Here is a 24280-nt window from a genome sequence, read left to right as displayed (position 1 = left end):
TCACCGGCTTTTGCACAGCACGGTCAGCGAGCGGCCCGCCACCGTCACCACCTGCCCGGCGTCAACCACCAGGTCGGTACTGCCGGCCGGATGCGCGGTGTCGATCACCGCGGTCCAGACCTGTGCGTAATCGGTATTGGGTGTCACGAAGTCCACCGCTGTCTCACCGGCGTTGAAGCACAACAGAAATGAGTCGTCGATGATCCGCTGCCCGCGCAGATCCGGTTCCGGCAAGGCCTCGCCGTTGAGGAAAACCATGACGCACCTGCCGAATTCGCTGCCCCAGTCCTGCTGAGTCATCTCCTCGCCGGCCGGGGTCAACCAGGCGATGTCACGCACCTCGTCGCCGCCGCAGATCGGCCGGCCCTCGAAGAACCGGCGTCGCCGGAACACCGGGTGTGCGGCGCGCAACGCGGTCATCGCCCGAGTGAAGGCAAGTTGGTCGGCGTTGCGTTCAGCCAGCGTCCAGTCCATCCAGGACAGTTCGGAGTCTTGGCAATAGACATTGTTGTTGCCGCGCTGGGAGCGGCCCATCTCGTCGCCGTGCAAGATCATCGGGGTGCCCTGGCTGATCAGCAGGGTCGCCATGATGTTGCGGATCTGGTGGGCCCGCAACGCCAGGATCGCGGGGTCGTCGGTTGGGCCCTCCACACCACAGTTCCACGAACGGTTGTGACTCTCGCCGTCCCGATTGTCCTCGCCGTTGGCTTCGTTATGTTTCTCGTTGTAGGACACCAGATCCGCCAGCGTGAATCCGTCGTGGCAGGTGACGAAGTTGATGCTTGCGCTGGGACGTCGCCCGGTCGCCTCGTAGAGGTCCGAGGAGCCGGTCAGGCGGGAGGCGAACTCGCCGAGGGTTTCCGGCTCGCCGCGCCAGTAGTCACGCACGGTGTCGCGGTACTTGCCGTTCCATTCCGTCCACAGCCCCGGGAAGTTGCCCACCTGGTAGCCGCCTTCGCCGACGTCCCAGGGCTCGGCGATCAGCTTCACCTGGCTGACCACCGGGTCCTGTTGCACCAGGTCGAAGAACGCCGACAGCCGATCGACGTCGTGCAATTCCCGAGCCAGGGTGGAGGCCAGATCGAAGCGGAAGCCGTCGACGTGCATCTCGGTCACCCAGTAGCGCAACGAGTCCATGATCAGCTGCAGGGTGTGCGGATGGCGGGCGTTGAGGCTGTTGCCGGTGCCGGTGTAGTCGGTGTAGTGCCGCAGGTCGTCCTCGTCGAGCCGGTAGTAGGCGGCGTTGTCGATACCGCGGAAGTTCAGCGTCGGGCCCAGGTGGTTGCCTTCGGCGGTGTGGTTGTAGACCACGTCGAGGATCACCTCGATGCCGGCTTGGTGGAACGCGCGCACCATTGCCTTGAACTCGGCCACCGCACCGCCGGCCTGACGGTTGGCCGCGTACTCGTTGTGCGGCGCGAAGAAGCCGAACGTGTTGTAACCCCAGTAGTTTCGCAGCCCCAGCTGCAGCAGTCGCTGATCGTGCAGGAACTGGTGGACCGGCATCAGCTCGATGGCCGTGACGTTCAGCGACTTGAGGTGGTCGATGATCACCGGATGTGCCAGCCCGGCGTAGGTGCCGCGTAGTTCGGCCGGAATGCCCGGGTGGGTCGCGGTCATGCCTTTGACGTGCGCCTCGTAGATGAGCGTCTGGTGATACGGGGTGCGCGGTGATCGGTCGGCCGCCCAGTCGAAGTAGGGATTGATCACCACGCTGGTCATGGTGTGGCCCAGCGAGTCGAGTCCGGGGGGCGCAGCACCATTGTCGGGATCGGCCAGGTCGTAGGAGAACAGTTCCGGGCCGAAGTCGAAGGAGCCGTGAAAGGCTTTGCCGTACGGGTCCAGCAGCAGCTTGCTGGGGTCGCAGCGCTGGCCCGCGGCGGGGTTGAACGGTCCGTGTACCCGGAAACCGTAGTGCTGCCCGGGGCCGACGCCAGGAAGGTAGGCGTGCCAGACGTAGCCGTCCACCTCATCGAGGGCGATCCGGGTCTCGGTGTGGTCACGGTCGTCGATCAGGCAGAGTTCGACGCGCTCGGCCACTTCGGAGAACACCGCGAAGTTGGTGCCAGCTCCGTCGTATACCGCGCCCAGCGGATAGCTGTTTCCGGGCCAGACTGTGGGCGCGGACGGCTCTGGTGGGGGCTCGGGACCCGACTCAGCCGACGACACCGCTCGACCTTATCCGCTTTCCCGGCGTCCGCCGCCGAGCATGGCCGGGTTCACCACCAGCCGGTGGCCGCACCCATCTGACGACCGAGCTCTCCGGTCATGGTGCGCATGTAGGTCGCCGACAGGTGGTGAGAGTCGTGATAGACCAGCACATTCCCCTCGACCGCGCGGCAGATCTCTTTGTCGCAGACGGCGTCGGAGAGGTCCAGCGGCTTGAGCAGCGGGAATTTCCCAACGAAGTCCAGGGTGGGGTTGCGCTCGACGAGCACTTCGGAGCGTTTGATGCCGCAGGACTCCGCGTCACCGCCGGAGGCCAGGCAGTCCGCCGGCTGGAACGGGTCACCGTCGCGGACCAGCCACGGGGTGTCGCGGACTCCCAGGATGGGAATGTGGTTGTCCGACAGCTGCTTCCAGATCCCGATATAGGTTCCCGGCATCACGTCGCCGGGTTTGATGTTCCACGGCCGGGTGGCGGTGGTGAATACGAAGTCCGGGTGATCGGCGATCAACTTTTCCATCGTCTTGCCCACCCACTGGTAGCACTGCGGGTAGGGGGCGTTGTTTCCCATGATCAGCGGGACCTTCTCGGTGGACAGCGGGCAGCCCATCTTGAGGTAGGTGACCACCTTGAAGTGGTGCCGCTGGCCGAGGATGTCCAGCGCGGGCAGCCAGTGTTCGGCATGCGATCCGCCGGCCAGCGCGACCGTCCGCGTCGCTTCCTTGTCGCCGTAGGTGCAGTTGATCAGGTCCGGGTTGGTGAAGTTGCTGATGCAACCTTCCCGAGTGGAGCGCGGCAGGTCCTTCTTGGCCTCGAGGATGGTGGGCCGCATCCGCAGTTTGGGGACTCGCTTGTGCTTCAGCAGCGCGCGGGCGCCGGGGTAGTCGTCCTTGCTGAGCTTGACCAGCTCGGTGCCGCTGGCACGCTGCACCGTGACATGTTCGCGCCAGGAGAATGACGTCGCCGTCAGCGCCACCCCCAGCAGCACCACCGTCGAGCCCAGCACCGACGTCGGGCGCCGCCACCAGCCGGCCGCGGGCTTGCGCCACCGCGGCCGCACCACCGGCGCAGCCGCCTGGCCGGCGGGCTTGCGGGAGCGCAGCGGATCTTCGACGAACCGGGTGGTCAGATATGCCAAGACACCCGACACCAACAGGATCACTGCGCCGTCGAGCAGGCTTGCGTGCCGATGCCCGCTGTAGGACAGCCAAAAGATCAGCAACGGCCAGTGCCACAGGTACAACGAGTAGGCCATCGAGCCGAGCGTCACCAGCGGCGCTGACGCCAGCCACCGGTTGGGCCAGGGCAGTTTGGCGCTGGTACTTGGCCGGGATTGCCGGTTGGCCCCGGCCAGGATGAATGCCACCGTGGCGCCGACCGGCACCAGCGCCCACGGGCCGGGGAACTCTCGCACGCCCTCGATCAGGGCCCCGCAGCTCAGGATGGCTGCCAGCGCCACCGTGCTGACGACCGTCCGCAGCCACATCGGCCAGCGGATGTAGGGGACCAGCGCGCCCGCCAGCGCGCCGATCAACAGCTCCCAGGCGCGGGCGAAGCTGTTGTAGTAGGCCAGTGACTGATTGTCCTGATGCGCGACGATCGCATACCAGAACGAGGCCACGGTCAGCGCCGTGAGCAGCACGACGAACGCGGCACGCAGGTGCTTGCCGAGCACGCGCCGGAACAGGAAGGCGAAGCCGAAGACGAGCAGCAGGAAGCTCAAGTAAAACTGGCCCTGCACCGACATCGACCAGATGTGCTGCAGGGGGCTGACGGCCTCACCGGCCTGCAGGTAGTCCGCGGCGCTGCGGGCCAGCTCCCAGTTCTGGTAATAGCCGAGGCTGGCCAGGCTCTGGTCTGCGAACGTCTCCCAGCGGGTCTGCGGCTGGATCCAGATGGTCAGCACCGCGCAGGCGGCCAGCACCACCACCAGGGCGGGCAGCAGGCGGCGGACCAACCGGACCAGGTCGGGGACCGGTGACAGTGACGAGGTCGGGTTCAGCGCGACCCGCAGCAGCTTGCCGCCGAAGAAGAAACCCGAGAGCGCCAGGAAGACGTCGACCCCGCCGGAGACCCGCCCGAACCAGACGTGGAACACCGCCACCAACGCGATTGCGACGCCCCGCAGACCGTCCAGATCGTGGCGGTAGAAGCCCTGTTTGCGGGTGCCCATCGCGGTGGCCGACCCGGGGGTCGGACGTGGACCGGATGCGGGTTCCGCGACAGCTTTTACTGCCGGTCGAGGCGGGGACAGGGCAATCATGATCGCCCGACAATCTACCTAACCTGCCTGGAGAAACCGCATTCTGTGCGTTGTGACGTCGACCGAGTCGGTCAGGAACCGAGCACCCGGGTCAGGTAGGGGACCATGTTGGAGGTGCGCGCCGGCGACACCGCGACCGCGGGGCTGGTGCCCTCGATCATCTGGTTGTTGCCCAGGTACAGCGCGACGCTCTGGGTTCCGCCCGGGCCGTAGCACAGCAGATCACCTGGGCGGGCCTGAGCGGGCGGGACCTTCTGTCCGACGCTGCACTGCTCGCCGGAGGTGCGCGGCATCCTGATGCCGGCACCGGCGAACGCGTACTGGATCAGGCCGGATGCGTCGAAACCGACGGTGGTGGTGTCCGGGATTTCCTCGGTCGGCACCAGCGACGCACCCGGCAGGGCCGGGGTGACGCTGCCGGGCAGCAGGGGATTGCTGGGGGCGCTCGGGAGGCTGGCGCGGCCGGTGATGTCGGTCAGCGAGCTGCGGGTGGTGGCCGCGCGGGCCCGCGCGCTGTTGGTGGGCCCGTTGACGTCACCGCCGCCGTAGACGAAGGGCACGCCGCGCTGCGACAGCGCACGCTGGATCACCCGCTCGACGAGCTGGTTCTGACCGGTCTGTGACAGCGGGTCGGCAGAGGCAGGCGCGGTGGTCAGCGCCGGGGCCAGGGCCGCCGCCAATGCGATCGCGGTAGCGCAGACGCGTTTCATAGGAGCAACCCCCTTCTCGGCCGATATTCACGGCAGTATCACTCGTCACTTCTGTCACAGAGACTACCGGCGTTTACGCCCCGTCAGCCGCCGTGGAGGAGAAATTGCGCAACCTGTGATCCAACGGTTACGCCGGCGGCCACTACTGTCGTCAGGCATGTCCGCGTTGAGTCCCGACCAGATCAGCGCCATCGACGCCGCACACCTGTGGCATCCATACAGCACCATTGGCGCCGAATCTCTGGCGCCGACGGTGGCGCTGGCCGCCCGAGGCGCCTACCTGACTTTGGTCGTCGACGATGCACCGGTTGACGTACTCGACGCGATGAGCTCCTGGTGGACTGCGATCCACGGCCACGGCCACCCCGATCTGGATGCCGCGCTCACGGCGCAGGTGGGCACGATGAGCCACGTCATGTTCGGCGGGCTCACCCACGAACCCGCCGCCCGGCTGGCCAAGCTGCTGGTCGACATCACCCCGGCCGGGCTGGACACGGTGTTCTTCTCCGACTCGGGGTCGGTGTCGGTGGAGGTCGCGGTCAAGATGGCGCTGCAGTACTGGCGCGCTCGCGGCCGCGGCGCCAAACACCGGTTGATGACCTGGCGCGGCGGCTACCACGGCGACACGTTCACCCCGATGAGCGTCTGCGACCCCGATGGGGGCATGCACTCGCTGTGGCGCGATGTCTTGGCGGCGCAGCTGTTCGCCCCGCAGGTGCCCCGCGACTACGACCCGGCCTACAGTGCCGCGTTCGAGGCGCAGCTGGAGCAGCACCGCGAAGAGTTGGCGGCCGTGATCGTCGAGCCGGTGGTGCAGGGCGCGGGCGGCATGCGCTTCCACGATCCGCGTTATCTGGCGGACCTGCGCGAGTCCTGCACCCGCCACGGCGTGCTGCTGATATTCGACGAGATCGCCACCGGCTTCGGGCGCACCGGTGAACTCTTCGCCGCCGACCACGTGGGCGTGAGCCCCGACATCATGTGTGTCGGCAAGGCCATGACCGGCGGCTACCTCAGCCTGGCCGCCACCTTGTGCAGCACCGAGATCGCCCACACCATCAGCGGCGGCGAAGCCGGCGCACTGATGCACGGGCCGACGTTCATGGCGAACCCGCTGGCCTGTGCGGTCTCGGTCGCCAGCACCGAGCTGCTACTGGGCCAGGACTGGCGCGCCTCGGTCGCCGAGATCGGTGCCGGGTTGACCGCCGCCCTGGAACCCGCACATGAGCTACCCGGAGTCGCCGATGTCCGCGTCTGCGGTGCCATCGGAGTCATCGAATGCCGGCAGCCAGTGGACCTGGCCGTTGCGACTCGAGCGGCGCTGGCCGACGGCGTGTGGCTACGCCCGTTCCGCAACCTGATCTACGCGATGCCGCCCTACGTCTGCACGCCCGAGGAGATCGCCCGGATCGGCGGCGCGATGGTCGGCGCGGTGCATGCCTTAGCCTGAACAGTGTTCAAGTCGTCTCGAGACCGCACAGGGAGCGCCGCGTGACCCGCACCGATGTGTCGCCACTGGCCTGGCTGGCCGAAGTGGAACAGCGGCGTCGACAGGCCGGTCTGCGACGCTCACTGCGGGTGCGGCCCGTCGTCGCCACCGAACTGGACCTGGCGTCCAACGACTACCTCGGCCTGGCGACACACCCGGCCGTCATCGCCGGCGGTGTCGAGGCGCTGCAGACCTGGGGCGGCGGCGCCGGGGGATCGCGCCTGGTGACCGGCAATACCGAACTGCATCAGCAGTTCGAACAGAAACTTGCCGACTTCGTCGGTGCGCCAGCGGGTTTGGTGTTCTCCTCCGGTTACACCGCCAACCTCGGCGCGGTGGTCAGCCTGTCCGGGCCGGGGGCACTGCTGGTGTCGGACGCCTACTGTCACGCATCTCTGGTGGACGCCTGCCGGCTCTCGAGGGCGCGGGTCGTCGTCACCGAGCACCGTGACGTGGACGCGGTGGCCGTCGCCCTGGCCGGCCGGACCGAGGACCGCGCCGTGGTACTCACCGAGTCGGTGTTCAGCACGGACGGCGCGCTGGCCCCGCTGCGCCAACTGCATGAGGTATGCCGCCGATACGGCGCGCTGTTGATCGTCGATGAGGCGCACGCGCTGGGCGTGCGGGGCGCCGGCGGCCGCGGGCTGGTGCACGAGGTCGGGCTGGCCGGCGCACCCGACGTGGTGGTCACTACGACGTTGTCCAAGGCCCTAGGCAGTCAGGGCGGTGCGGTGCTGGGACCGGTGGAGGTTCGCGACCACCTCATCGACGCCGCCCGCACGTTCATCTTCGACACCGGTCTGGCCCCGGCGGCGCTGGGTGCCGCCTCGGCCGCCCTGGACGTGCTGATTGCCGAGCCATCGCGCGCCGCCGACGTATTGCGGCACGCCGGCGTGCTGGCGGGGATCTGTGGACTGGGCCATCAGCCGGAATCGGCGGTGGTCTCGGTCATTCTCGGGGACGCGGAGACCGCGGTAGCCGCCGCGACGGCATGCCTGGATGCTGGGGTCCGGGTCGGCTGCTTCCGGCCGCCCACGGTGCCGGCGGGCACATCGCGGCTGCGGTTGACCGCGCGGGCTTCGCTGACCACCGACGATCTGGAGCTGGCGCGACGGGTGCTGCGCGACGTGCTGCGCGACCATCCCGCCTCCTTGTCATGACCATCCTGGTCATCACCGGCACTGGCACCGGGGTGGGCAAGACGGTCGCCACCGCCGCGCTGGCCGGCGCTGCCCGGCAGGCGGACCTGGATGTGGCGGTATGCAAGCCGGTTCAGACCGGCACCGCGGACGGTGACGACGACCTGGCCGAGGTCGGCCGGCTGTCGGGGGTGAGCGAACTGTTCGGCGCCGCCCGCTATCCGGCGCCGCTGGCCCCGGCGGCAGCGGCCGAGCAGGCCGGTATGGCGCTGCCGACCCGCGCAGACCTGCTGGCCATGATCCGCGCCGCCGACCGGCCGGGACGACTGACCCTCGTGGAGGGCGCCGGTGGCCTACTGGTGGAGCTGGCCGCCGGCGGCGTCACGCTGCGCGATCTGGCCGTCGACCTTGGGGCTGCCGTGCTGGTGGTGGTCGACGCCGAACTGGGCACCTTAAATCACACCGCACTGACCCTGGAATCGCTTGCCGGTCAAGGGTTGTCGTGCGCCGGTCTGGTGATCGGCAGCTGGCCGCCTCAGCCCGGACCGGCCGCCGCCAGCAATCGCGGGGTGCTGGCCCGGCAGGCGCCGGTACGCGCCGTGCTGCCGGCCGGAGCCGGCGCGCTGGGCGATGCGGAGTTCGCCGCGATGAGTACCGCAGCGTTCGACACCGATTGGGTGCGCACCCTGGCGGGGTAGCAATGGTGCACTCGATCGAGCTGGTCTTCGACGCCGACACCGAGACAACGGTCCGGCAGATCTGGACCGATCTGGCCGCCGCCGGGGTGCCCAGCCAGGCCCCGGCCGCTCGACCGCACGTCACCCTGGTGGTCACCCAGCGCATCGACCCGCAGGTCGACGCCGCGCTGGCCACCGTTGCTCACCGACTGCCCATGGCCTGCACGCTTGGCGCGACGCTGATCTTCGGCCGCTCGCACGGGGTACTGGCTCGGCTGGTGGTGCCGACGGCGGCACTGCTGGAGCTGCACGAGCAGGTGTACCGGTTGTGCGCGCCGCATCTGAGTCCGGGCCCGCTGGCCAATGTGGCGCCCGGCCAGTGGACGGCGCACACTACGCTGGCCCGCCGGGTCGGTCCGGCCCAGTTGGGCCGGGCTCAGCGCATCGCCGGCCGCTCCGATATCAGCGGGAGCTTTGTCGGGCTGCGCCGATGGGATGGCAACGCGCGCACCGAATATCTCATTACCTGACTGCGAGACCGGCCCGCATCGCCAGCCCGTCGATCAGCAATCCCAGCCCGAACGCGAATGCGCTGCTCGGGTCGGCCTCGGGCGTGATCTCGGCGGCCCCGGCGGCGTCCCACTGCAGGCGGGACTGTTCGTCGGCGGTGAACCCCAAGACGTAGTAGACGACGGTGCGGGCGACCTGCCCGGCCTGATCCGGGTGCACGCCTGCGGCGGTCGCCGACTCCGCCAACAGCGCCAGAATGTCGGTGGCCGCCCGGGACTGACCCGCCGCCATGCTGGCCGACACCAGTTCGGCGCCGTCGGTGTGAGACAGCAGTGCATCCCGCAGGCGTTCACCTACGGTCTGGATCCGCCACTGCCAGCCGCCCGGCCCGGGGTCTGCACAGGCCGGCGCCAATACGCGGTCGGCGACCGCCCCCAGAAGCTGCTGCTTGTTGGCGAAATGCCAGTACAGCGCGCTGGGGCTGACATTGAGCTCGCGCGCCAGCCGGCGCATCGACAGATCGGCGATGCCGTAGTCGTCCAGGATGGTGGTCGCCGCGGCGACCACGTCAGGTTTGTGCAGCTGCACCCCGCTAGCCTAACCTGAACACCGTTCAAGTCTTGAGGGGAGCACGCGTGACCCGCGGCGGCGACGATGCAGAAGCGAAGCGATGAGGAGGAGCGGCGCGCATGACTGACGACATCCTGGCGCTGGCGCGGGAACAGGTACTGGAGCGCGGCGAGGCGTTGCGGCGCGATCAGGTTCTCGAGGTGCTGCAGCTGCCCGACGACCGCCTCGATGAGCTGCTGGCGTTGGCCCACGAGGTGCGGATGCGCTGGTGCGGTCCGGAGATCGAGGTCGAGGGCATCATCAGCCTGAAAACCGGTGGCTGCCCGGAGGATTGCCACTTCTGCTCGCAGTCGGGACTGTTCTCCTCGCCCGTGCGCAGCGCGTGGCTGGACATTCCCAGCCTGGTCGAGGCGGCCAAGCAGACCGCCAAGACCGGTGCCACCGAGTTCTGCATCGTCGCCGCGGTACGCGGGCCCGACGAACGGCTGCTGGCCCAGGTCGCCGCGGGCATCGAAGCGATCCGCAACGAGGTCGACATCCAGATCGCCTGTTCGCTGGGCATGCTGACCCAGGAGCAGGTGGACAAGCTGGCCGCCATGGGCGTGCACCGCTACAACCACAACCTGGAGACCGCGCGATCGCATTTCCCCAACGTCGTCACCACCCACACTTGGGAAGAGCGCTGGGAGACCCTGCGCATGGTGGCCAAAGCCGGCATGGAGGTCTGCTCCGGCGGCATCCTCGGCATGGGCGAGACGCTGGAACAGCGCGCGGAGTTCGCCGCCGATCTGGCTGAGCTGAACCCCGACGAAGTACCGCTGAACTTCCTCAACCCGCGCCCGGGCACCCCGTTCGGCGACTTGGAAGTGCTGCCGGCCGCCGACGCACTGCGGGCTGTCGCTGCGTTCCGGCTGGCCCTGCCGCGCACCATGCTGCGCTTCGCGGGCGGCCGGGAGATCACGCTGGGCGACCTGGGCGCCAAGCAGGGCATCCTGGGCGGCATCAACGCCATCATCGTCGGCAACTACCTGACGACCCTGGGCCGGCCGGCCGAGACCGATCTGGAACTGCTCGACGACCTGCAGATGCCGATCAAGGCACTCAACGCCACCCTGTGATGGTCCGCGACCTGCCCGTTCCGGTGGGAGCCGGTGTCTACAACGTCTACACCGGCGTGCAGATCGACGATCCTGCCGGCGCATCGCTGCCCACCGCGGCCCAGTTGGGTCTGGAGCCGCCGCGATTCTGCGCATCCTGCGGTCGCCGGATGATGGTGCAGGTCCGCCCGGACGGTTGGTGGGCCAAGTGCTCGCGGCACGGCCTGGTCGATTCGACCGACCTGGACACCCAGCGGTGACATCGCCCGGCGCCCCGCGGATCACGCGGGGACGCGCGTACCTGACCATCGCGGCCGGATTGGCCGTGGTGGGCCTGCCGATCGGCGCCTTGTGGGCGTGGGTCGCCCCGCCCATCAATGGGGTAGTGGCATTGACCCGCAGCGGCGAACGAGTGCAGGCCTACCTGGGCAACGAGGCCGAACACTTCTTCATCGCGCCGTTTCTGCTGCTCGGCCTGTTGAGTGTGACGGCGGTGGTAGCGGCCACCCTGGCCTGGCAGTGGCGGGCGCATCGGGGGCCGGGAATGGTCGCCGGCCTGTTGGTGGGCCTGAGTGCCGGGGCAGTGCTGGCGGTACTGACCGGCACCGTCTTGGTGCAGCGGCGCTACGGCACGATCGATGTCGAGGCCGCACCGGTGAGCCCCGAGCACCGGGTGCACTACGTCGCCGAGGGGCCGCCGGTGTTCTTCGGACACACGCCGCTGCAGATCGCGGCCTCACTGCTGTTGCCCGCCGCCACTGCGGCGCTGGTGTACGGCATGTGCGCCACGTGGAGCACTCGTGATGACCTTGGCGGCTATCCGCCGGAGCCCGTGCGGCGACCGCAGCCTGCCGTCACAGCGGAAGGCGTCGCACCGCCCCGCCGGTGATGACCCGGCCCGCGACCACACCCAGGCGCAACAGCCCGAGGTAGGTCTTGGGATTCAGCAACGCCGGCCACGCGCTGCTCACCGGTGTCTGGGGCAACGGCCGATTGGCGAACCGGTCCCGCAACCAGTCCAGCACCATCGGTGCCGACAGTGGATGCAAGGTCACGTGCTCGCTGAGCAGATCGCGGTGATAGGTGATCCGCACGCCGCCGGCGGCGTAGGTCTCGGCGAGGGTGTCGATGTCGTCGACGGAGATCACCTGGTCGTGGATGGCCTGCAGCATCAGCACCGGGACAGCCGGGATCTCGCCGCCCAACCGGGTGTCGTCGAACACGTGCTGGACGACGGGGTGTTCGATCAGTTGCTGCAGCGGCCGGTCGATGAAGGTGTCCAGGGCTCGGTGGTGCAATCGCAGCACCGCGCTCGCGGTGGTGACCGACTCCAGTGAGTGCAGCAGTGCACGGCCTTCGACGGTGGCGTGCTCCTCGATGACCTTGTCGAGGTCGGGATAGACCCGGGCCAGCGCGGAGATCATGATGGCCGGCAGGCCGGACCAGAATGACCCGTTGAGTCGCTGCAGGGTGTTGCCCAAATCGCCCACCGGTGAGCCCAGGGCAGCGCCGACGATGTTGAGGTCGGGCGCGTAGTCGCCGCAGACCTGGGCCGCCCACGCCGTGGACAGGCCGCCGCCGGAATAGCCCCACAGGCCCACCGGGGTGTCGGGGGACAGTCCCAGCTGTTCGAAGCCCAGCGCGGCCCGCAGCGCGTCGAGCACGTAGTAGCCGGGTTCGTCCGGTGCCCCCCAGTGACCGAAGCGGCCCTCATGGTCGGGAATCGACACCGCCCACCCCTGCGACAGGACGGCTGCGATCAGCACGAACTCGAGTTGGGTGAACGATCCGTGCGCCCGAGCGAGGCGGCGCAGCGCGAAAGACGGGAAACACCGACCGTCCACCGCGTCGATCGCGCACTGGTACGACACGATCGGAGTCGGCCGGGTCCGATCCCGATCGGTGGGCACCACCACGGTGGTCACCGACACCTGCGGGACGTTGTTGCGGTCGACGGTACGGTACAGCAGCTGGGTGGCCTGCAGTTGCTGCGGGATTAGGCCCAAAAAGGCCAGCTCAACGTCGCGAGAGCGGAGAACGGTGCCGACCACCGCGTGCTGGAAGCCGGCAGGTGGCTCATAGAACGGATCTTCGGCGACCGGCAGGGGGCGTTCGCCCGCTTGCAACGGCTGGTGCGGGGCCTGCCCGATCCACTCGACAGATGTTTCGCGGGCCAGACTGTCGACGTCCATCCCGGCATTGTTGCTTAAGAAGGCGTTAAGATTCCAGTCGACTCACCCGGGCGGACGCAACGCGGCGAATTCGTCGGTGACGCGAAGTTCGGAGTCGGTGAACCGATATCGGGCCGCCGGACGGCCCCCGCTTCGCCCTGAACGGGCGGTGGTGCCGGTACGGGTGATCACCCCACGGCGCACCAACACCCGCTGCAGGTTGGTCGCGTCGACCTGGTAGTCCAACACGACGCTGTAGATGTCGCGCAGCGTTGACAGGATGAATTCGGTTGGCGCCAAACCGAATCCAATGTTGGTGTACGACATCTTTGCCACCAGACGGCTGTGTGCGTGCGCCACCATCGGTCCGTGGTCGAACGCCATCGGCGGCAAGTCGTCAACCGGATGCCAGTGGGTGTCACTCGGTAATTCCGGGTCGGCGGGGGAGGGCACCAGGCCCAGAAACGTCGAGGCGATAGTGCGGACTCCCGGCACGCGGCCGGGGTCGGAAAACACAGCCAGCTGCTCAAGGTGGGCGATCTCACGTAGATCGACCTTCTCGGCCAGCTGGCGACGGGCCGATGCCGTGACATCCTCGTCGTTGCGCAGCAGGCCACCGGGCAGTGACCAGCGCCCCGACTGCGGTTCGCGCGCGCGTTCCCACAGCAGCACATTGAGTCGGGGACGGCGCTGGTCAAGGCCGCCAACCTGGAAGACCACGGTGAGCACTTCGTGCGCGGTGCTAGTATGGACCACGTTTTCGATTATAAGTCGAAAACCTGTTTTGAGAAGGAGTCGCTCATGACCACCCTCACCGACAGCGGTGTGCAGGCAAACAGCCTGGCCGACCGCATCGTGAACTCGCCGGCCGGCTACAGCGGTATCGAACCCGACGAGGAGTGGGTGGCCGAGGTTCTGCGGCTCAAGAAGGAACGCAACGCGACGATCCTCGCCCACAACTACCAGCTGCCGGCGATCCAAGACATCGCCGACCACGTCGGGGACTCCCTGGCGCTGGCCCGGATCGCAGCCACCGCCGACGAAGACACCATCGTGTTCTGCGGTGTGCACTTCATGGCCGAGACGGCCAAGATCCTGTCTCCGGACAAGACGGTGCTGCTGCCCGACACCCGGGCGGGCTGTTCGCTGGCCGACTCGATCACCGCCGAGGAGCTGCAGGCCTGGCGCGACGAATACCCCGACGCCGTCGTGGTGTCCTACGTGAACACCACCGCGGCGGTCAAGGCCCTGACCGACTACTGCTGCACCTCGTCGAATGCCGTCGATGTGGTCAACGCGATCGATCCGGACCGCGAGGTGCTGTTCTTGCCTGACCAGTTCCTGGGCCAGCACGTCAAACGGGTCACCGGCCGCGACAACATCCACATCTGGGCCGGCGAGTGCCACGTGCACGCCGCCATCAACGGCGACGAACTCGCGGAGAAGGCGCGGGCCAACCCCGACGCCGAACTGTTCGTGCACCCCGAATGCGGCTGCGCGACGTCGTCGCTGTACCTGGTCGGCGAGGGCCATTTCCCCGAGGAGCAGGTCAAGATCCTCTCCACCGGCGGCATGCTTGAGGAGGCCGCGCGTACCGGGGCTCGCAAGGTGCTGGTCGCCACCGAGATCGGCATGATCCACCAGCTGCGCAAGGCTGCCCCGCAAGTCGACTTCGAGGCGGTCAACCGCAAGGCGGCCTGCAAGTACATGAAGATGATCACCCCGGCGGCCCTGCTGCGCAGCCTGACGGAGGGTGCCGACGAGATCCACGTCGACCCCGAGACGGCGCGCCTGGCAGCCCGCAGCGTGCAGCGGATGATCGCGATCGGACACTCCGTCCCGGTCAGCAAGTGACCGCTGGTCCCAGCTGGCAGCAGCGGGCCGATGTCGTCGTCATCGGCACGGGTGTCGGTGGGCTGGCGGCGGCGCGGTCCGCGCGCCGCGCCGGGCGCGAGGTCGTGGTACTCAGCAAGTCCGCTGCGGGTTCCGCGGCAACGGCGACGCACTACGCCCAGGGCGGGATCGCGGTGGTCCTGCCGGGCAATGACGACTCGGTGGCGGCACACGTCGCCGACACCCTCGCCGCCGGCGGCGGATTGTGCGACCGCGACGCGGTGACCTCGATCGTGGCCGACGGCTATCGCGCGGTCTCTGACCTTGCCGGCGCGGGTGCGGTGTTCGACCAGGGCTCGGACGGGAACTGGGCGCTCACCCGCGAAGGCGGACATTCCCGGCGCCGCATCATTCATGCCGGCGGCGACGCCACCGGGGCCGAGGTGCAACGTGCCCTGGACCAGGCCGCCGCCGAACTCGATGTTCGCTGCGGCCAGGTGGTGCTGCAAATCCTGCGTGACGCCGAGCGCGTCACCGGTGTGCTGGTGGCCAATGCCGACGGAATCGGCGTGATCCACGCCCCGTCGGTGGTGCTGGCGACCGGCGGTCTGGGCCACTTGTACCGGGCGACCACCAATCCCGGTGGGGCGACAGGCGACGGGGTGGCCCTAGCACTGTGGGCCGGCGTCACGGTCAGCGACCTGGAATTCATCCAGTTCCATCCGACCATGCTGTTCTCCGGAGCCGTCAACGGCAGCTCCAGTGGCGGGCGCAGGCCGCTGATCACCGAGGCGGTGCGCGGAGAAGGCGCCAAGCTGATCGATGCCCGCGGCGCATCGATCACCGAAGGCGTGCACCCGATGGGGGACCTGGCTCCGCGCGACGTGGTCGCGGGGGCGATCGACGCGCGCCTGCGCGAGACCGGCGACCAGTGCGCGTATCTCGACGCGCGCGGGATCGACGGTTTCGCAGAACGCTTCCCGACCGTCACCGCAGCCTGCCACGGCGCCGGTATCGACCCTGTGCGCCAACCGATTCCGGTGGTTCCGGGTGCGCACTACAGCTGTGGTGGCGTGATCACCGACGTGACCGGCCGCACCGAGTTGCCCGGCCTGTTCGCCGCGGGCGAGGTGGCACGAACCGGGATGCACGGCGCCAACCGATTGGCTTCCAACAGCTTGCTGGAAGGCCTGGTGGTCGGTGACCGCGCGGGCGCTGCGGCTGCGGCGCACGCCGCCGCGGTGGGTCAGTCCGACGCCGCGGTAGCCGAGCCAGCCCGGCACGCGGCACTGGACCGGCCGACGCTGCAGGAAGCGATGTCGCGCGACGCCTCGGTGGTCCGCGACGCGCGCGGGCTCACCCAGCTGCAGGAGCTGCTGGCCGGCGCCGGTACACGCCAGGTCACCGACCGGGCCGGCGTCGAGGACGCCGCACTGACCTTGGCCGCCCGGGTCGTCGCGGTGGCGGCGTCGGCGCGCGCCGAAAGCCGAGGCTGCCACCATCGGGCCGACTGCCCGGCCATCGACCCCGGTCAGGCCCGTAGTTCCACCATCCGGCTGCGCGACGGGATTGTCGCGCTCGAGACACCCGCGGGAGTCGCATCGTGATGCTGTCCGAGACCGAACTCGACGAGGCACGCCAGGTCATCGCCCGCGCGCTCGATGAGGATCTGCGTTACGGGCCCGATGTCACCACCGCCGCAACGGTTCCCGCCGGTGTGACGGCCGAAGCGGCCATGGTCACTCGGGTGCCCGGGGTGATCGCCGGGGTCGAACTGGCGCTGCTGGTGCTCGACGAAGTCCTCGGATCCGACGGCTACCAGGTGTTGGACCAGGTGGCCGACGGCGCCCGGCTGCCGGCCGGCGCACCGGTACTGAGCCTCAAGGCCGACACTCGCGGCCTGCTGACCGCCGAGCGCACCATGCTCAACCTGGTGTGCCACCTGTCCGGGATCGCTACGGCCACCGCGGCCTGGGTCGATGCGGTGGACGGCACGTCGGCCCGCATCCGCGACACCCGCAAGACGCTGCCCGGGCTGCGGGTGCTGCAGAAGTACGCGGTGCGCGTCGGCGGCGGGGTGAATCACCGGATGGGCCTGGGCGATGCCGCCCTGATCAAGGACAACCATGTGGCCGCGGCGGGTTCGGTCGCAGCGGCGCTGCGGGCGGTGCGGGCGGCGGCGCCCGACGTGCCCTGCGAGGTCGAGGTGGACTCGCTCGAGCAGTTCGACGAGGTGCTCGCCGAGGGGCCCGAGTTGGTGCTGCTGGACAACTTCGAGGTCTGGCAGACCCAGATGGCGGTGCAGCGGCGCGACTCCCGCGCGCCCGGCGTACTGCTGGAGTCATCGGGTGGACTCACCCTGGACTGCGCCGGCGCCTACGCCGCCACCGGAGTCGACTACCTGGCCGTGGGGGGCCTCACCCATTCGGTGCAGGTGCTCGACATCGGCCTGGACATGTAAGACATGTAACGATTTCGGCGCGCTCTTGCCCGCTCAGCGGGCAGAACCGCGCCGAAATCACGCGCCGACTCAGCTGATATCGGTGACGAGCACCGCCACCTTGCGGTTTTGTACCCGCAGCAGGAACGGCAGCGAGGTGTCACCCGAACCGGCCGGCAGGATCCGCGGGTTGACCACATGCAGTTGTCTGCGGGACAGCTGAACATCGGCCTCGCCGGCGGCCACGACGTTCTTGACCCAGTCGGTCTTGCCGTGTCCGAGCGCGATCGCCAGCATGTTGCCCTTGCGGTAGGTGGTCACCACAGTCTCGTAGGGCTTGCCGGACTTGCGTCCCCGATGGGTGATCACCGATGTGCCCGGAATGAACTTGGACAGCGGCTTGACCACCGGGTTCACATACTTGATCTGCAGGCGATCCACCCACGCCGGGAACACAGCCGGCAGCGTGGACGGGTCAGCGGCACCCTTGTCGGAAGCCATGGCAACTCCGTTCCTCGTGGGACGTCACACTGCGCACCACCCTAGTCGCGAGCCGGTGCACGGCGGGTCATGCTGGCGCTGCGATATTGGCTTGAGCCGCTCTGGGACAATGGACCGTGTGAACACCGGCCTGATGGCACGCATCGACCTGCGCGGCACCGAACAGTCGGCAGCTCAGCTGCGCTCCGCCCTGCCACGCGGTGGTGTGGACGTGGAGGCGGTGCTGCCGAGGGTGCGCCCGATCGTCGAGGCGGTCGCCGAACGTGGGGCCGCGGCAGCATTGGAGTTCGGCGAATCTTTCGACCGGATCCGCCCGGCCACGATCCGGGTGCCGGATGCGGCGCTGGAGCGCGCACTGGCCGAATTGGACCCCGCCGTACGTGCTGCTCTGGAGGTGGCGATCAGCCGCGCCCGGGCGGTCCACTCCGATCAGCGGCGCACCGACACCACCACCACGCTGGCCCCAGGCGCCACCGTCACCGAACGCTGGCTTCCGGTCGAGCGGGTGGGCCTGTACGTGCCGGGCGGTAACGCGGTCTACCCGTCCAGCGTGGTGATGAACGTCGTCCCGGCCCAGATCGCCGGTGTCGAGTCCCTGGTGATCGCCAGCCCGCCGCAGGCCGCCTTTGACGGTCTGCCGCACCCGACGATCCTGGCCGCAGCCCGGTTGCTCGGTGTTGACGAGGTCTGGGCGGTCGGCGGTGCCCAGGCCGTGGCGTTGCTGGCCTACGGCGGCACCGACGCCGATGGTGGTGAACTGGCGCCGGTCGACATGGTCACCGGCCCCGGCAACATCTACGTCACCGCCGCCAAGCGGTTGTGCCGCTCGCAGGTGGGGATCGACGCCGAAGCCGGGCCCACCGAGATCGCCATCCTCGCGGACAACACCGCGCACCCGGCGCATCTGGCCGCGGACCTGATCAGTCAGGCCGAGCACGATGAGATGGCCGCCAGCGTGCTGGTCACCACCAGCCCCGAGCTGGCCGATGCCACCGACCGCGAGGTGACTGCCCAGCTGCAGACCACCGTGCACCGCGAGCGGGTGACCACGGCGCTGTCTGGACCGCAGTCGGCGATCGTCCTGGTCGACGACCTGGACGCCGGTATCCGCGTGGTCAACGCCTACGCCGCCGAGCACCTCGAGATCCAGACCGCCGATGCTGCGGCTGTGGCGACCCGAATCCGTTCAGCCGGTGCGATTTTCGTCGGGCCGTACGCACCGGTCAGCCTCGGCGACTACTGCGCCGGCTCCAACCACGTGCTGCCCACCGCTGGCAGTGCGCGGCACTCCAGTGGCCTGTCTGTGCAGACGTTCCTGCGCGGCATCCACGTCGTCGACTACACCGAGGCCGCACTCAAAGACGTCAGCGGACACGTGATCGCACTGGCCACGGCCGAAGACCTTCCCTCACACGGCGAAGCGGTACGACGGAGGTTTGAGCAGTGAGCGGCACACCAGCCCGCCCGGGCGCGCAGATCAGCCTGGCGGATCTACCGCTGCGCGATGACCTGCGCGGCAAGTCGCCTTATGGTGCACCGCAACTGGAAGTTCCGGTGCGGCTCAACACCAACGAGAATCCGCATCCGCCGAGCCAGGCGCTCGTCGACGACGTGGCACGTTCGGTGCGTGAGGCCGCGGCCGAGCTGCACCGCTATCCCGATCGCGATGCGGTGGCGCTGCGCACCGATCTGGCCGCTTATCTGACCGCCCAGACCGGCGTCGGGGTGGGGCCGGACAATGTGTGGGCGGCCAACGGCTCCAACGAGATCCTGCAACAGTTGCTGCAGGCATTCGGCGGTCCAGGTCGTAGCGCCATCGGATTCGTTCCGTCCTACTCGATGCACCCGATCATCTCCGACGGCACCCAGACGCGCTGGCTGGCCGCCAACCGGACCTCTGACTTCGGGCTGGACGTCGAGGTGGCCCGCGCCGCCATCGCCGAGCACCACCCCGACGTGGTGTTCGTCGCGTCCCCGAACAACCCGTCCGGACAGAGCATTCCACTCACGGATCTGCGGAATCTGCTCGAAGTGTCGCCGGGGATCGTGATCGTCGACGAGGCCTACGGCGAATTCTCGTCGCAGCCCAGCGCGATCGCGCTGATCGATGACTACCCGGCGAAGCTGATCGTCAGCCGCACCATGAGCAAGGCGTTCGCGTTCGCCGGCGGCCGGCTCGGCTACCTGATCGCCGCCCCGGCGGTGATCGATGCGATGTTGCTGGTTCGCCTGCCATACCACCTGTCGGTGGTCACCCAGGCAGCTGCGCGAGCCGCGCTCCGCCACGCCGACGACACTCTGGGCAGCGTCGCGCAGTTGATCGCCGAACGGGACCGCGTCGCGGCCGAGCTGTCCGCCATGGGATTTCGGGTCATTCCCAGCGACGCGAATTTCGTGCTGTTCGGCCAGTTCGCCGACGCCCCCGCAACCTGGCAGCGCTACCTGGATGTCGGCATCCTCATCCGCGATGTCGGCATCCCCGGCTACCTGCGGGCCACCACCGGGCTTCCGGAGGAGAACGACGCACTGCTCGCCGCCAGCAAGCAGCTTGCGGCCACCGAGCTCGCCCAACCGCTATTAGGAGACTCATGACCCGCCGCGCTCGGGTGCAACGCGCCACCCGCGAATCCGACATCACGGTCGAACTCGACCTGGACGGCACCGGCATCGTTGACATCGAGACCGGCGTGCCGTTCTTCGATCACATGCTGACGGCCTTGGGCAGTCACGCCAGTTTCGATCTGACGGTGCGCGCCCGCGGCGACGTCGAGATCGAGGCCCACCACACCGTCGAAGACACCGCGATCGTGCTCGGGCAGGCGCTGGGCGAGGCGCTCGGCGACAAGAAGGGCATTCGCCGATTCGGCGATGCGTTCATCCCGATGGACGAGACGCTGGCCCACGCTGCCGTCGACGTGTCCGGCCGACCGTACTGCGTGCACACTGGGGAGCCAGATCACATGATGCACACCACGATTGCTGGAACGCAGGCGCCGTATCACACAGTGATCAACCGGCACGTGTTCGAGACGCTGGCGTCGAACGCACGTATCGCACTGCACGTGCGGGTCCTCTACGGACGCGATCCACACCACATCACCGAGGCCGAGTACAAGGCCGTCGCGCGTGCGCTGCGCCAGGCTGTGGAGCCCGACCCGCGCGTGACCGGCGTGCCTTCCACCAAGGGAGCCCTGTGAGCAGCTCTCCCAGGGTGGTGATCCTGGACTACGGTTCCGGCAACTTGCGCTCCGCCCAGCGCGCGCTGCAACGGGTCGGCGCCCAGGTCGAGGTGACCGCCGACGCCGACGCCGCCGCCGATGCCGACGGTCTGCTGGTGCCGGGCGTCGGGGCATACGCGGCATGCATGGCCGGGCTGCGCAAGGTCAACGGCGACAAGATCATCGCCGAACGAGTACAGGCCGGCCGCCCGGTACTCGGAGTGTGTGTCGGGATGCAGATCCTGTTCGCCCACGGAGTCGAATTCGGGGTGGACACCGCCGGCTGCGGCCAGTGGCCGGGTGCGGTCACGCGGCTGGACGCCCCGGTGATCCCGCACATGGGCTGGAACGTCGTCGACGCCGCGCCCGGCAGCACCCTGTTGGCCGGGCTGGACGCCGATACCCGGTTCTACTTCGTGCACTCCTACGCCGCACAGCGGTGGGAGGGGCGTCCGCAGGCTTTGGTGACCTGGGCGACCCATCAGGTACCGTTCGTGGCGGCTGTCGAGGATGGGCCGTTGGCCGCCACCCAGTTTCACCCCGAAAAGAGTGGGGATGCCGGGGCGACACTGTTGAGCAACTGGGTGGAGGCACTGTGAGTACTGCTGTGAACAAGGCACTGGTTCTGTTGCCGGCCGTCGACGTGGTCGATGGCCGCGCGGTTCGTCTGGTGCAGGGCAAGGCCGGCAGCGAGACCGAGTACGGTTCGGCGCTGGACGCCGCACTGGGCTGGCAGCGCGACGGCGCCGAATGGATCCACCTGGTCGATCTGGATGCCGCATTCGGACGCGGATCGAACCGCGCGCTGCTTGCCGATGTCGTTGGGCGCCTTGACGTGAAGGTCGAACTGTCCGGCGGCATCCGCGACGACGAGACGCTGGCGGCGGCGCTGGCCACCGGCTGCGCACGGGTGAACCTGGGCACAGCGGCCTTGGAGAACCCGCAGTGGTGCGCGCGGGCGATCGCTGAGCACGGCGAGAAGGTCGCGGTCGGGCTGGACGTGCAGATCGACCCCAATCACCCCGACGGCATCCACCGTCTGCGCGGCCGCGGCTGGGAGACCGACGGCGGTGACCTGTGGCCGGTACTGGAACGTCTTGACCGGGAAGGCTGTTCGCGCTACGTAGTCACCGACGTGACCAAGGACGGCACGCTGGGCGGCCCCAACCTGGAGCTGCTCGGCGCAGTCGCCGACCGCACCGACGCGCCGGTGATCGCCTCCGGGGGCGTGTCGAGTCTGGACGACCTGCGGGCGATCGCCACACTGGTCGGCCGCGGCGTAGAAGGCGCCATCGTCGGCAAGGCGCTCTACGCGGGTCGCTTCACTCTGCCCGAGGCACTGTCAACGGTGCAGGAGTAGGCCGACATGGCGCTGGACACCGCGGAGCTGGACGCGCTGGTCGCAGCGGCGTCGCAGATCCTCGATGTCGCCACCGAGCCTTTCCTGGCCGGTCACCGGGCCGACTCCGCGGTCCGCAAGGGCGCCAACGACTTCGCCACCGAGGTCGACCTGGCCTTGGAACGGCAGATCACCGAGGCGCTGGTGGCGGCAACCGGAATCGGGGTGCACGGTGAGGAATTCGGCGGCCCACCGATCGATTCGCCGCTGGTGTGGGTGCTGGATCCCATCGACGGGACCTTCAACTACGCCGCCGGATCACCGATGTCCGCGATTCTGCTGGGACTGCTGCGCGACGGTGAGCCGGTCGCGGGGTTGACCTGGTTGCCCTTCGCCGACCAGCGCTACACCGCGGTCGCCGGCGGCCCGCTGATTCGCAACGGGGTGGCGCAGCCGCCCCTGAAACCCGTCGACCTCGCCGACTCGTTGGTCGGTATCGGCACCTTCAACGTCGAATGGCGCGGCCGGTTCCCCGGCCGCTACCGGCTTGCGGTGCTCGAAGGCCTGACCCGGGTGACCTCGCGGACACGGATGCACGGCGCCACCGGAATCGACCTGGCCTACGTCGCCGACGGAACCCTTGGCGGTGCAATCAGTTTCGGCGACCACATCTGGGACCACGCGGCCGGTGTGGCCATGGTGCGCGCAGCCGGCGGCATCGTCACCGACCTGGCCGGCGCACCGTGGACGGCCCACTCGGACTCGGCGCTGGTCGCCGCGCCGGGGGCACACGATCAGATTCTCGACATCCTCAAGCGAGTCGGCGCACCGGGGGACTACTGACATGGAACAGCACAGCGGTTCAGCGAGGCTCGACGCAGGAGAGGCGAAGCTGGGACCGATGCATAAGCGCAGCGGTTCAGCGAGGCTCGACGCAGGAGAGGCGAAGTTGGGACCGATGCATCAGCGCAGTGATGTGGCGGTACGGGTCATTCCGTGTCTGGACGTCGACGGCGGCCGCGTCGTCAAGGGCGTCAACTTCGCAAACCTGCGCGATGCCGGCGACCCGGTCGAGCTGGCCGCGGCCTATGACGCCGAGGGCGCCGACGAGCTGACCTTCCTCGACGTGACCGCGTCGTCGTCGGGCCGGGCCACCATGCTCGAGGTCGTCGCGCGCACCGCCGATCAGGTGTTCATCCCGCTCACCGTCGGCGGCGGCGTGCGCACCGTCGCCGATGTCGACGTGTTGCTGCGGGCCGGCGCGGACAAGGTTTCGGTCAACACCGCCGCTATCGCCCGCCCGGAACTGTTGGCGGAGTTGTCCCGCCAATTCGGCTCCCAATGCATCGTGCTGTCGGTCGACGCCCGTACCGTCCCGGCCGGTTCTCCGCCCACCGCCTCGGGATGGGAGGTCACCACACATGGCGGCCGGCAGGGCACCGGTATCGACGCGGTCGAATGGGCCATCCGCGGTGTGGAGCTCGGCGTGGGGGAGATCCTGCTGAATTCGATGGACGCCGACGGCACCAAGGCCGGATTCGATCTGACGATGCTGCGTGCAGTTCGGGCTGCGGTGAGCGTGCCGGTGATCGCCAGTGGGGGAGCCGGTGCGGCAGAACATTTCGCACCGGCGGTCGCCGCGGGTGCCGATGCGGTTCTGGCCGCCAGCGTGTTTCACTTCCGGGAACTGACCATCGGCCAGGTCAAAACCGCGATGGCGGCAGAGGGGATCACCGTGCGATGAGTCCGATGACCCACCGGCTGGATCCGGCGATCGCGGCGCGGCTCAAGCGAAACGCCGAAGGACTGATCGCGGCGGTTGCGCAGGCGCGGGGTACCGGAGAGGTACTGATGATCGCCTGGATGAATGACGACGCGCTGGCCCGCACCCTGGCGACCCGCGAAGCGACGTATTTTTCACGATCGCGAAACGAACAGTGGATCAAGGGCGCGACCTCCGGCCACACCCAGTATGTGCATTCGGTGCGGCTGGACTGCGACGGAGACACCGTGCTGCTGGAAGTCGATCAGGTCGGCGCAGCTTGCCATACCGGTGCCCGTACCTGTTTCGACGACGACGTGCTGTTGGAAGCTACGGATTGATCGTGCGGCGGTGACGGACTACGCGCCAAATCGGCCCGGTCCGGGACCCAGAG

General features: G+C 68.6%; 25 protein-coding genes. 18 read left to right on the top strand and 7 right to left on the bottom strand.

Features of this window, described 5'->3' with window-relative positions; translation table 11 throughout:
* From glgX to ripD, 3 genes are all read right to left on the bottom strand, one after another.
* Nucleotides 1-2169, bottom strand: a complete 2169-nt coding sequence (glgX, locus tag MJO54_RS12180) for a glycogen debranching protein GlgX (RefSeq protein WP_105295552.1) — start codon at nt 2167-2169, stop codon at nt 1-3.
* 50 nt (nt 2170-2219) lie between these two features.
* Complete coding sequence (gene sucT, locus MJO54_RS12175) at nt 2220-4430, bottom strand: acetyltransferase SucT (RefSeq protein ID WP_434006646.1); 2211 nt, start codon at nt 4428-4430, stop codon at nt 2220-2222.
* A 71-nt stretch (nt 4431-4501) separates the two neighbouring features.
* Nucleotides 4502-5140 (bottom strand): NlpC/P60 family peptidoglycan-binding protein RipD, encoded by a 639-nt coding sequence (gene ripD, locus MJO54_RS12170; RefSeq protein ID WP_046283077.1) that lies wholly within the window; start codon nt 5138-5140, stop codon nt 4502-4504.
* Between the two features lie 157 nt (nt 5141-5297).
* On the opposite strand from ripD, the gene MJO54_RS12165 reads away from it, so the two are divergent.
* Genes MJO54_RS12165 through MJO54_RS12150 form a run of 4 tightly spaced genes read left to right on the top strand, consistent with a single transcriptional unit; the run spans nt 5298 to nt 8975 of the window.
* Complete coding sequence (locus MJO54_RS12165) at nt 5298-6590, top strand: adenosylmethionine--8-amino-7-oxononanoate transaminase (RefSeq protein ID WP_152665876.1); 1293 nt, start codon at nt 5298-5300, stop codon at nt 6588-6590.
* A gap of 41 nt (nt 6591-6631) precedes the next feature.
* Entirely contained in the window at nt 6632-7789 is a 1158-nt protein-coding gene (locus MJO54_RS12160) for an 8-amino-7-oxononanoate synthase (RefSeq protein WP_046283078.1), read from the top strand.
* Nucleotides 7786-8466 carry a dethiobiotin synthase gene (bioD, locus tag MJO54_RS12155; RefSeq protein ID WP_046283079.1) on the top strand — a complete coding sequence of 227 codons (681 nt, stop codon included), beginning with the start codon at nt 7786-7788 and terminating at the stop codon, nt 8464-8466. The genes MJO54_RS12160 and bioD overlap by 4 nt, the downstream gene beginning before the upstream one ends.
* Before the next feature lie 2 nt (nt 8467-8468).
* Complete coding sequence (locus MJO54_RS12150; RefSeq protein WP_046283080.1) at nt 8469-8975, top strand: 2'-5' RNA ligase family protein; 507 nt, start codon at nt 8469-8471, stop codon at nt 8973-8975.
* Here the strand turns inward: MJO54_RS12150 and MJO54_RS12145 are convergent.
* Nucleotides 8968-9543 carry a TetR/AcrR family transcriptional regulator C-terminal domain-containing protein gene (locus tag MJO54_RS12145; protein ID WP_046283081.1) on the bottom strand — a complete coding sequence of 192 codons (576 nt, stop codon included), beginning with the start codon at nt 9541-9543 and terminating at the stop codon, nt 8968-8970. The two genes, MJO54_RS12150 and MJO54_RS12145, sit on opposite strands and share 8 nt — an antisense overlap.
* 101 nt (nt 9544-9644) lie before the next feature.
* Between MJO54_RS12145 and bioB the strand changes: the two genes are divergently transcribed.
* From bioB to MJO54_RS12130, 3 genes are read left to right on the top strand one after another with little or no spacing between them, the layout of a single operon-like run.
* Complete coding sequence (bioB, locus tag MJO54_RS12140; RefSeq protein WP_046283082.1) at nt 9645-10643, top strand: biotin synthase BioB; 999 nt, start codon at nt 9645-9647, stop codon at nt 10641-10643.
* Nucleotides 10643-10882, top strand: coding sequence for a biotin synthase auxiliary protein BsaP (bsaP, locus tag MJO54_RS12135; protein ID WP_192830542.1), 240 nt, complete (start codon nt 10643-10645; stop codon nt 10880-10882). Before bioB ends, bsaP begins: the two co-directional genes overlap by 1 nt.
* Nucleotides 10879-11511, top strand: coding sequence for a DUF2567 domain-containing protein (locus MJO54_RS12130; protein ID WP_046283084.1), 633 nt, complete (start codon nt 10879-10881; stop codon nt 11509-11511). Before bsaP ends, MJO54_RS12130 begins: the two co-directional genes overlap by 4 nt.
* Here the strand turns inward: MJO54_RS12130 and MJO54_RS12125 are convergent.
* Together MJO54_RS12125 and MJO54_RS12120 are read right to left on the bottom strand one after the other, a co-directional pair.
* Entirely contained in the window at nt 11477-12814 is a 1338-nt protein-coding gene (locus tag MJO54_RS12125) for a lipase family protein (protein ID WP_046283085.1), read from the bottom strand. The two genes, MJO54_RS12130 and MJO54_RS12125, sit on opposite strands and share 35 nt — an antisense overlap.
* 42 nt (nt 12815-12856) lie before the next feature.
* Nucleotides 12857-13549, bottom strand: coding sequence for an NUDIX hydrolase (locus MJO54_RS12120; RefSeq protein WP_082957391.1), 693 nt, complete (start codon nt 13547-13549; stop codon nt 12857-12859).
* A 45-nt stretch (nt 13550-13594) separates the two neighbouring features.
* On the opposite strand from MJO54_RS12120, the gene nadA reads away from it, so the two are divergent.
* Genes nadA through nadC form a run of 3 tightly spaced genes read left to right on the top strand, consistent with a single transcriptional unit; the run spans nt 13595 to nt 17087 of the window.
* A complete protein-coding gene (nadA, locus tag MJO54_RS12115; protein ID WP_064889565.1) occupies nt 13595-14647 on the top strand; it encodes a quinolinate synthase NadA in 1053 nt (350 codons plus the stop codon).
* Entirely contained in the window at nt 14644-16233 is a 1590-nt protein-coding gene (locus tag MJO54_RS12110; protein ID WP_240174975.1) for an L-aspartate oxidase, read from the top strand. The genes nadA and MJO54_RS12110 overlap by 4 nt, the downstream gene beginning before the upstream one ends.
* The gene (gene nadC / locus MJO54_RS12105) at nt 16233-17087 is read left to right on the top strand and encodes a carboxylating nicotinate-nucleotide diphosphorylase (RefSeq protein WP_046286262.1); all 855 of its coding nucleotides are present in this window, start codon (nt 16233-16235) and stop codon (nt 17085-17087) included. Before MJO54_RS12110 ends, nadC begins: the two co-directional genes overlap by 1 nt.
* Before the next feature lie 69 nt (nt 17088-17156).
* On the opposite strand, the gene MJO54_RS12100 is transcribed toward nadC, so the two are convergent.
* On the bottom strand, nt 17157-17567 hold the full coding sequence (locus MJO54_RS12100; protein WP_046286261.1) for a nitroreductase family deazaflavin-dependent oxidoreductase: 411 nt from the start codon (nt 17565-17567) through the stop codon (nt 17157-17159).
* A gap of 109 nt (nt 17568-17676) precedes the next feature.
* On the opposite strand from MJO54_RS12100, the gene hisD reads away from it, so the two are divergent.
* The 8 genes from hisD to hisI all read left to right on the top strand — a co-directional run bounded on the left by hisD (nt 17677) and on the right by hisI (nt 24227).
* A complete protein-coding gene (gene hisD / locus MJO54_RS12095) occupies nt 17677-19014 on the top strand; it encodes a histidinol dehydrogenase (RefSeq protein ID WP_065153336.1) in 1338 nt (445 codons plus the stop codon).
* A complete protein-coding gene (locus tag MJO54_RS12090; protein ID WP_240174974.1) occupies nt 19011-20159 on the top strand; it encodes a histidinol-phosphate transaminase in 1149 nt (382 codons plus the stop codon). Before hisD ends, MJO54_RS12090 begins: the two co-directional genes overlap by 4 nt.
* Nucleotides 20156-20764 carry an imidazoleglycerol-phosphate dehydratase HisB gene (gene hisB / locus MJO54_RS12085; RefSeq protein WP_046286258.1) on the top strand — a complete coding sequence of 203 codons (609 nt, stop codon included), beginning with the start codon at nt 20156-20158 and terminating at the stop codon, nt 20762-20764. Before MJO54_RS12090 ends, hisB begins: the two co-directional genes overlap by 4 nt.
* A complete protein-coding gene (gene hisH, locus MJO54_RS12080) occupies nt 20761-21384 on the top strand; it encodes an imidazole glycerol phosphate synthase subunit HisH (RefSeq protein WP_240174973.1) in 624 nt (207 codons plus the stop codon). Before hisB ends, hisH begins: the two co-directional genes overlap by 4 nt.
* 20 nt (nt 21385-21404) lie before the next feature.
* Nucleotides 21405-22145, top strand: a complete 741-nt coding sequence (gene priA / locus MJO54_RS12075) for a bifunctional 1-(5-phosphoribosyl)-5-((5-phosphoribosylamino)methylideneamino)imidazole-4-carboxamide isomerase/phosphoribosylanthranilate isomerase PriA (RefSeq protein ID WP_082957392.1) — start codon at nt 21405-21407, stop codon at nt 22143-22145.
* Between the two features lie 6 nt (nt 22146-22151).
* Nucleotides 22152-22967, top strand: coding sequence for an inositol monophosphatase family protein (locus MJO54_RS12070; protein ID WP_046286255.1), 816 nt, complete (start codon nt 22152-22154; stop codon nt 22965-22967).
* Nucleotides 22968-23082: 115 nt separating this feature from the next.
* Nucleotides 23083-23868: an imidazole glycerol phosphate synthase subunit HisF gene (hisF, locus tag MJO54_RS12065; RefSeq protein WP_105295512.1), complete on the top strand. Its 786-nt coding sequence runs from the start codon at nt 23083-23085 to the stop codon at nt 23866-23868.
* A 5-nt stretch (nt 23869-23873) separates the two neighbouring features.
* Nucleotides 23874-24227, top strand: coding sequence for a phosphoribosyl-AMP cyclohydrolase (gene hisI, locus MJO54_RS12060; RefSeq protein WP_065153367.1), 354 nt, complete (start codon nt 23874-23876; stop codon nt 24225-24227).
* Nucleotides 24228-24280 lie beyond the last annotated feature (53 nt).

Source organism: Mycolicibacter virginiensis, from assembly GCF_022374935.2.
GTDB lineage: Bacteria > Actinomycetota > Actinomycetes > Mycobacteriales > Mycobacteriaceae > Mycobacterium > Mycobacterium virginiense.
This window is presented reverse-complemented; position numbering and strand designations above follow the sequence as displayed.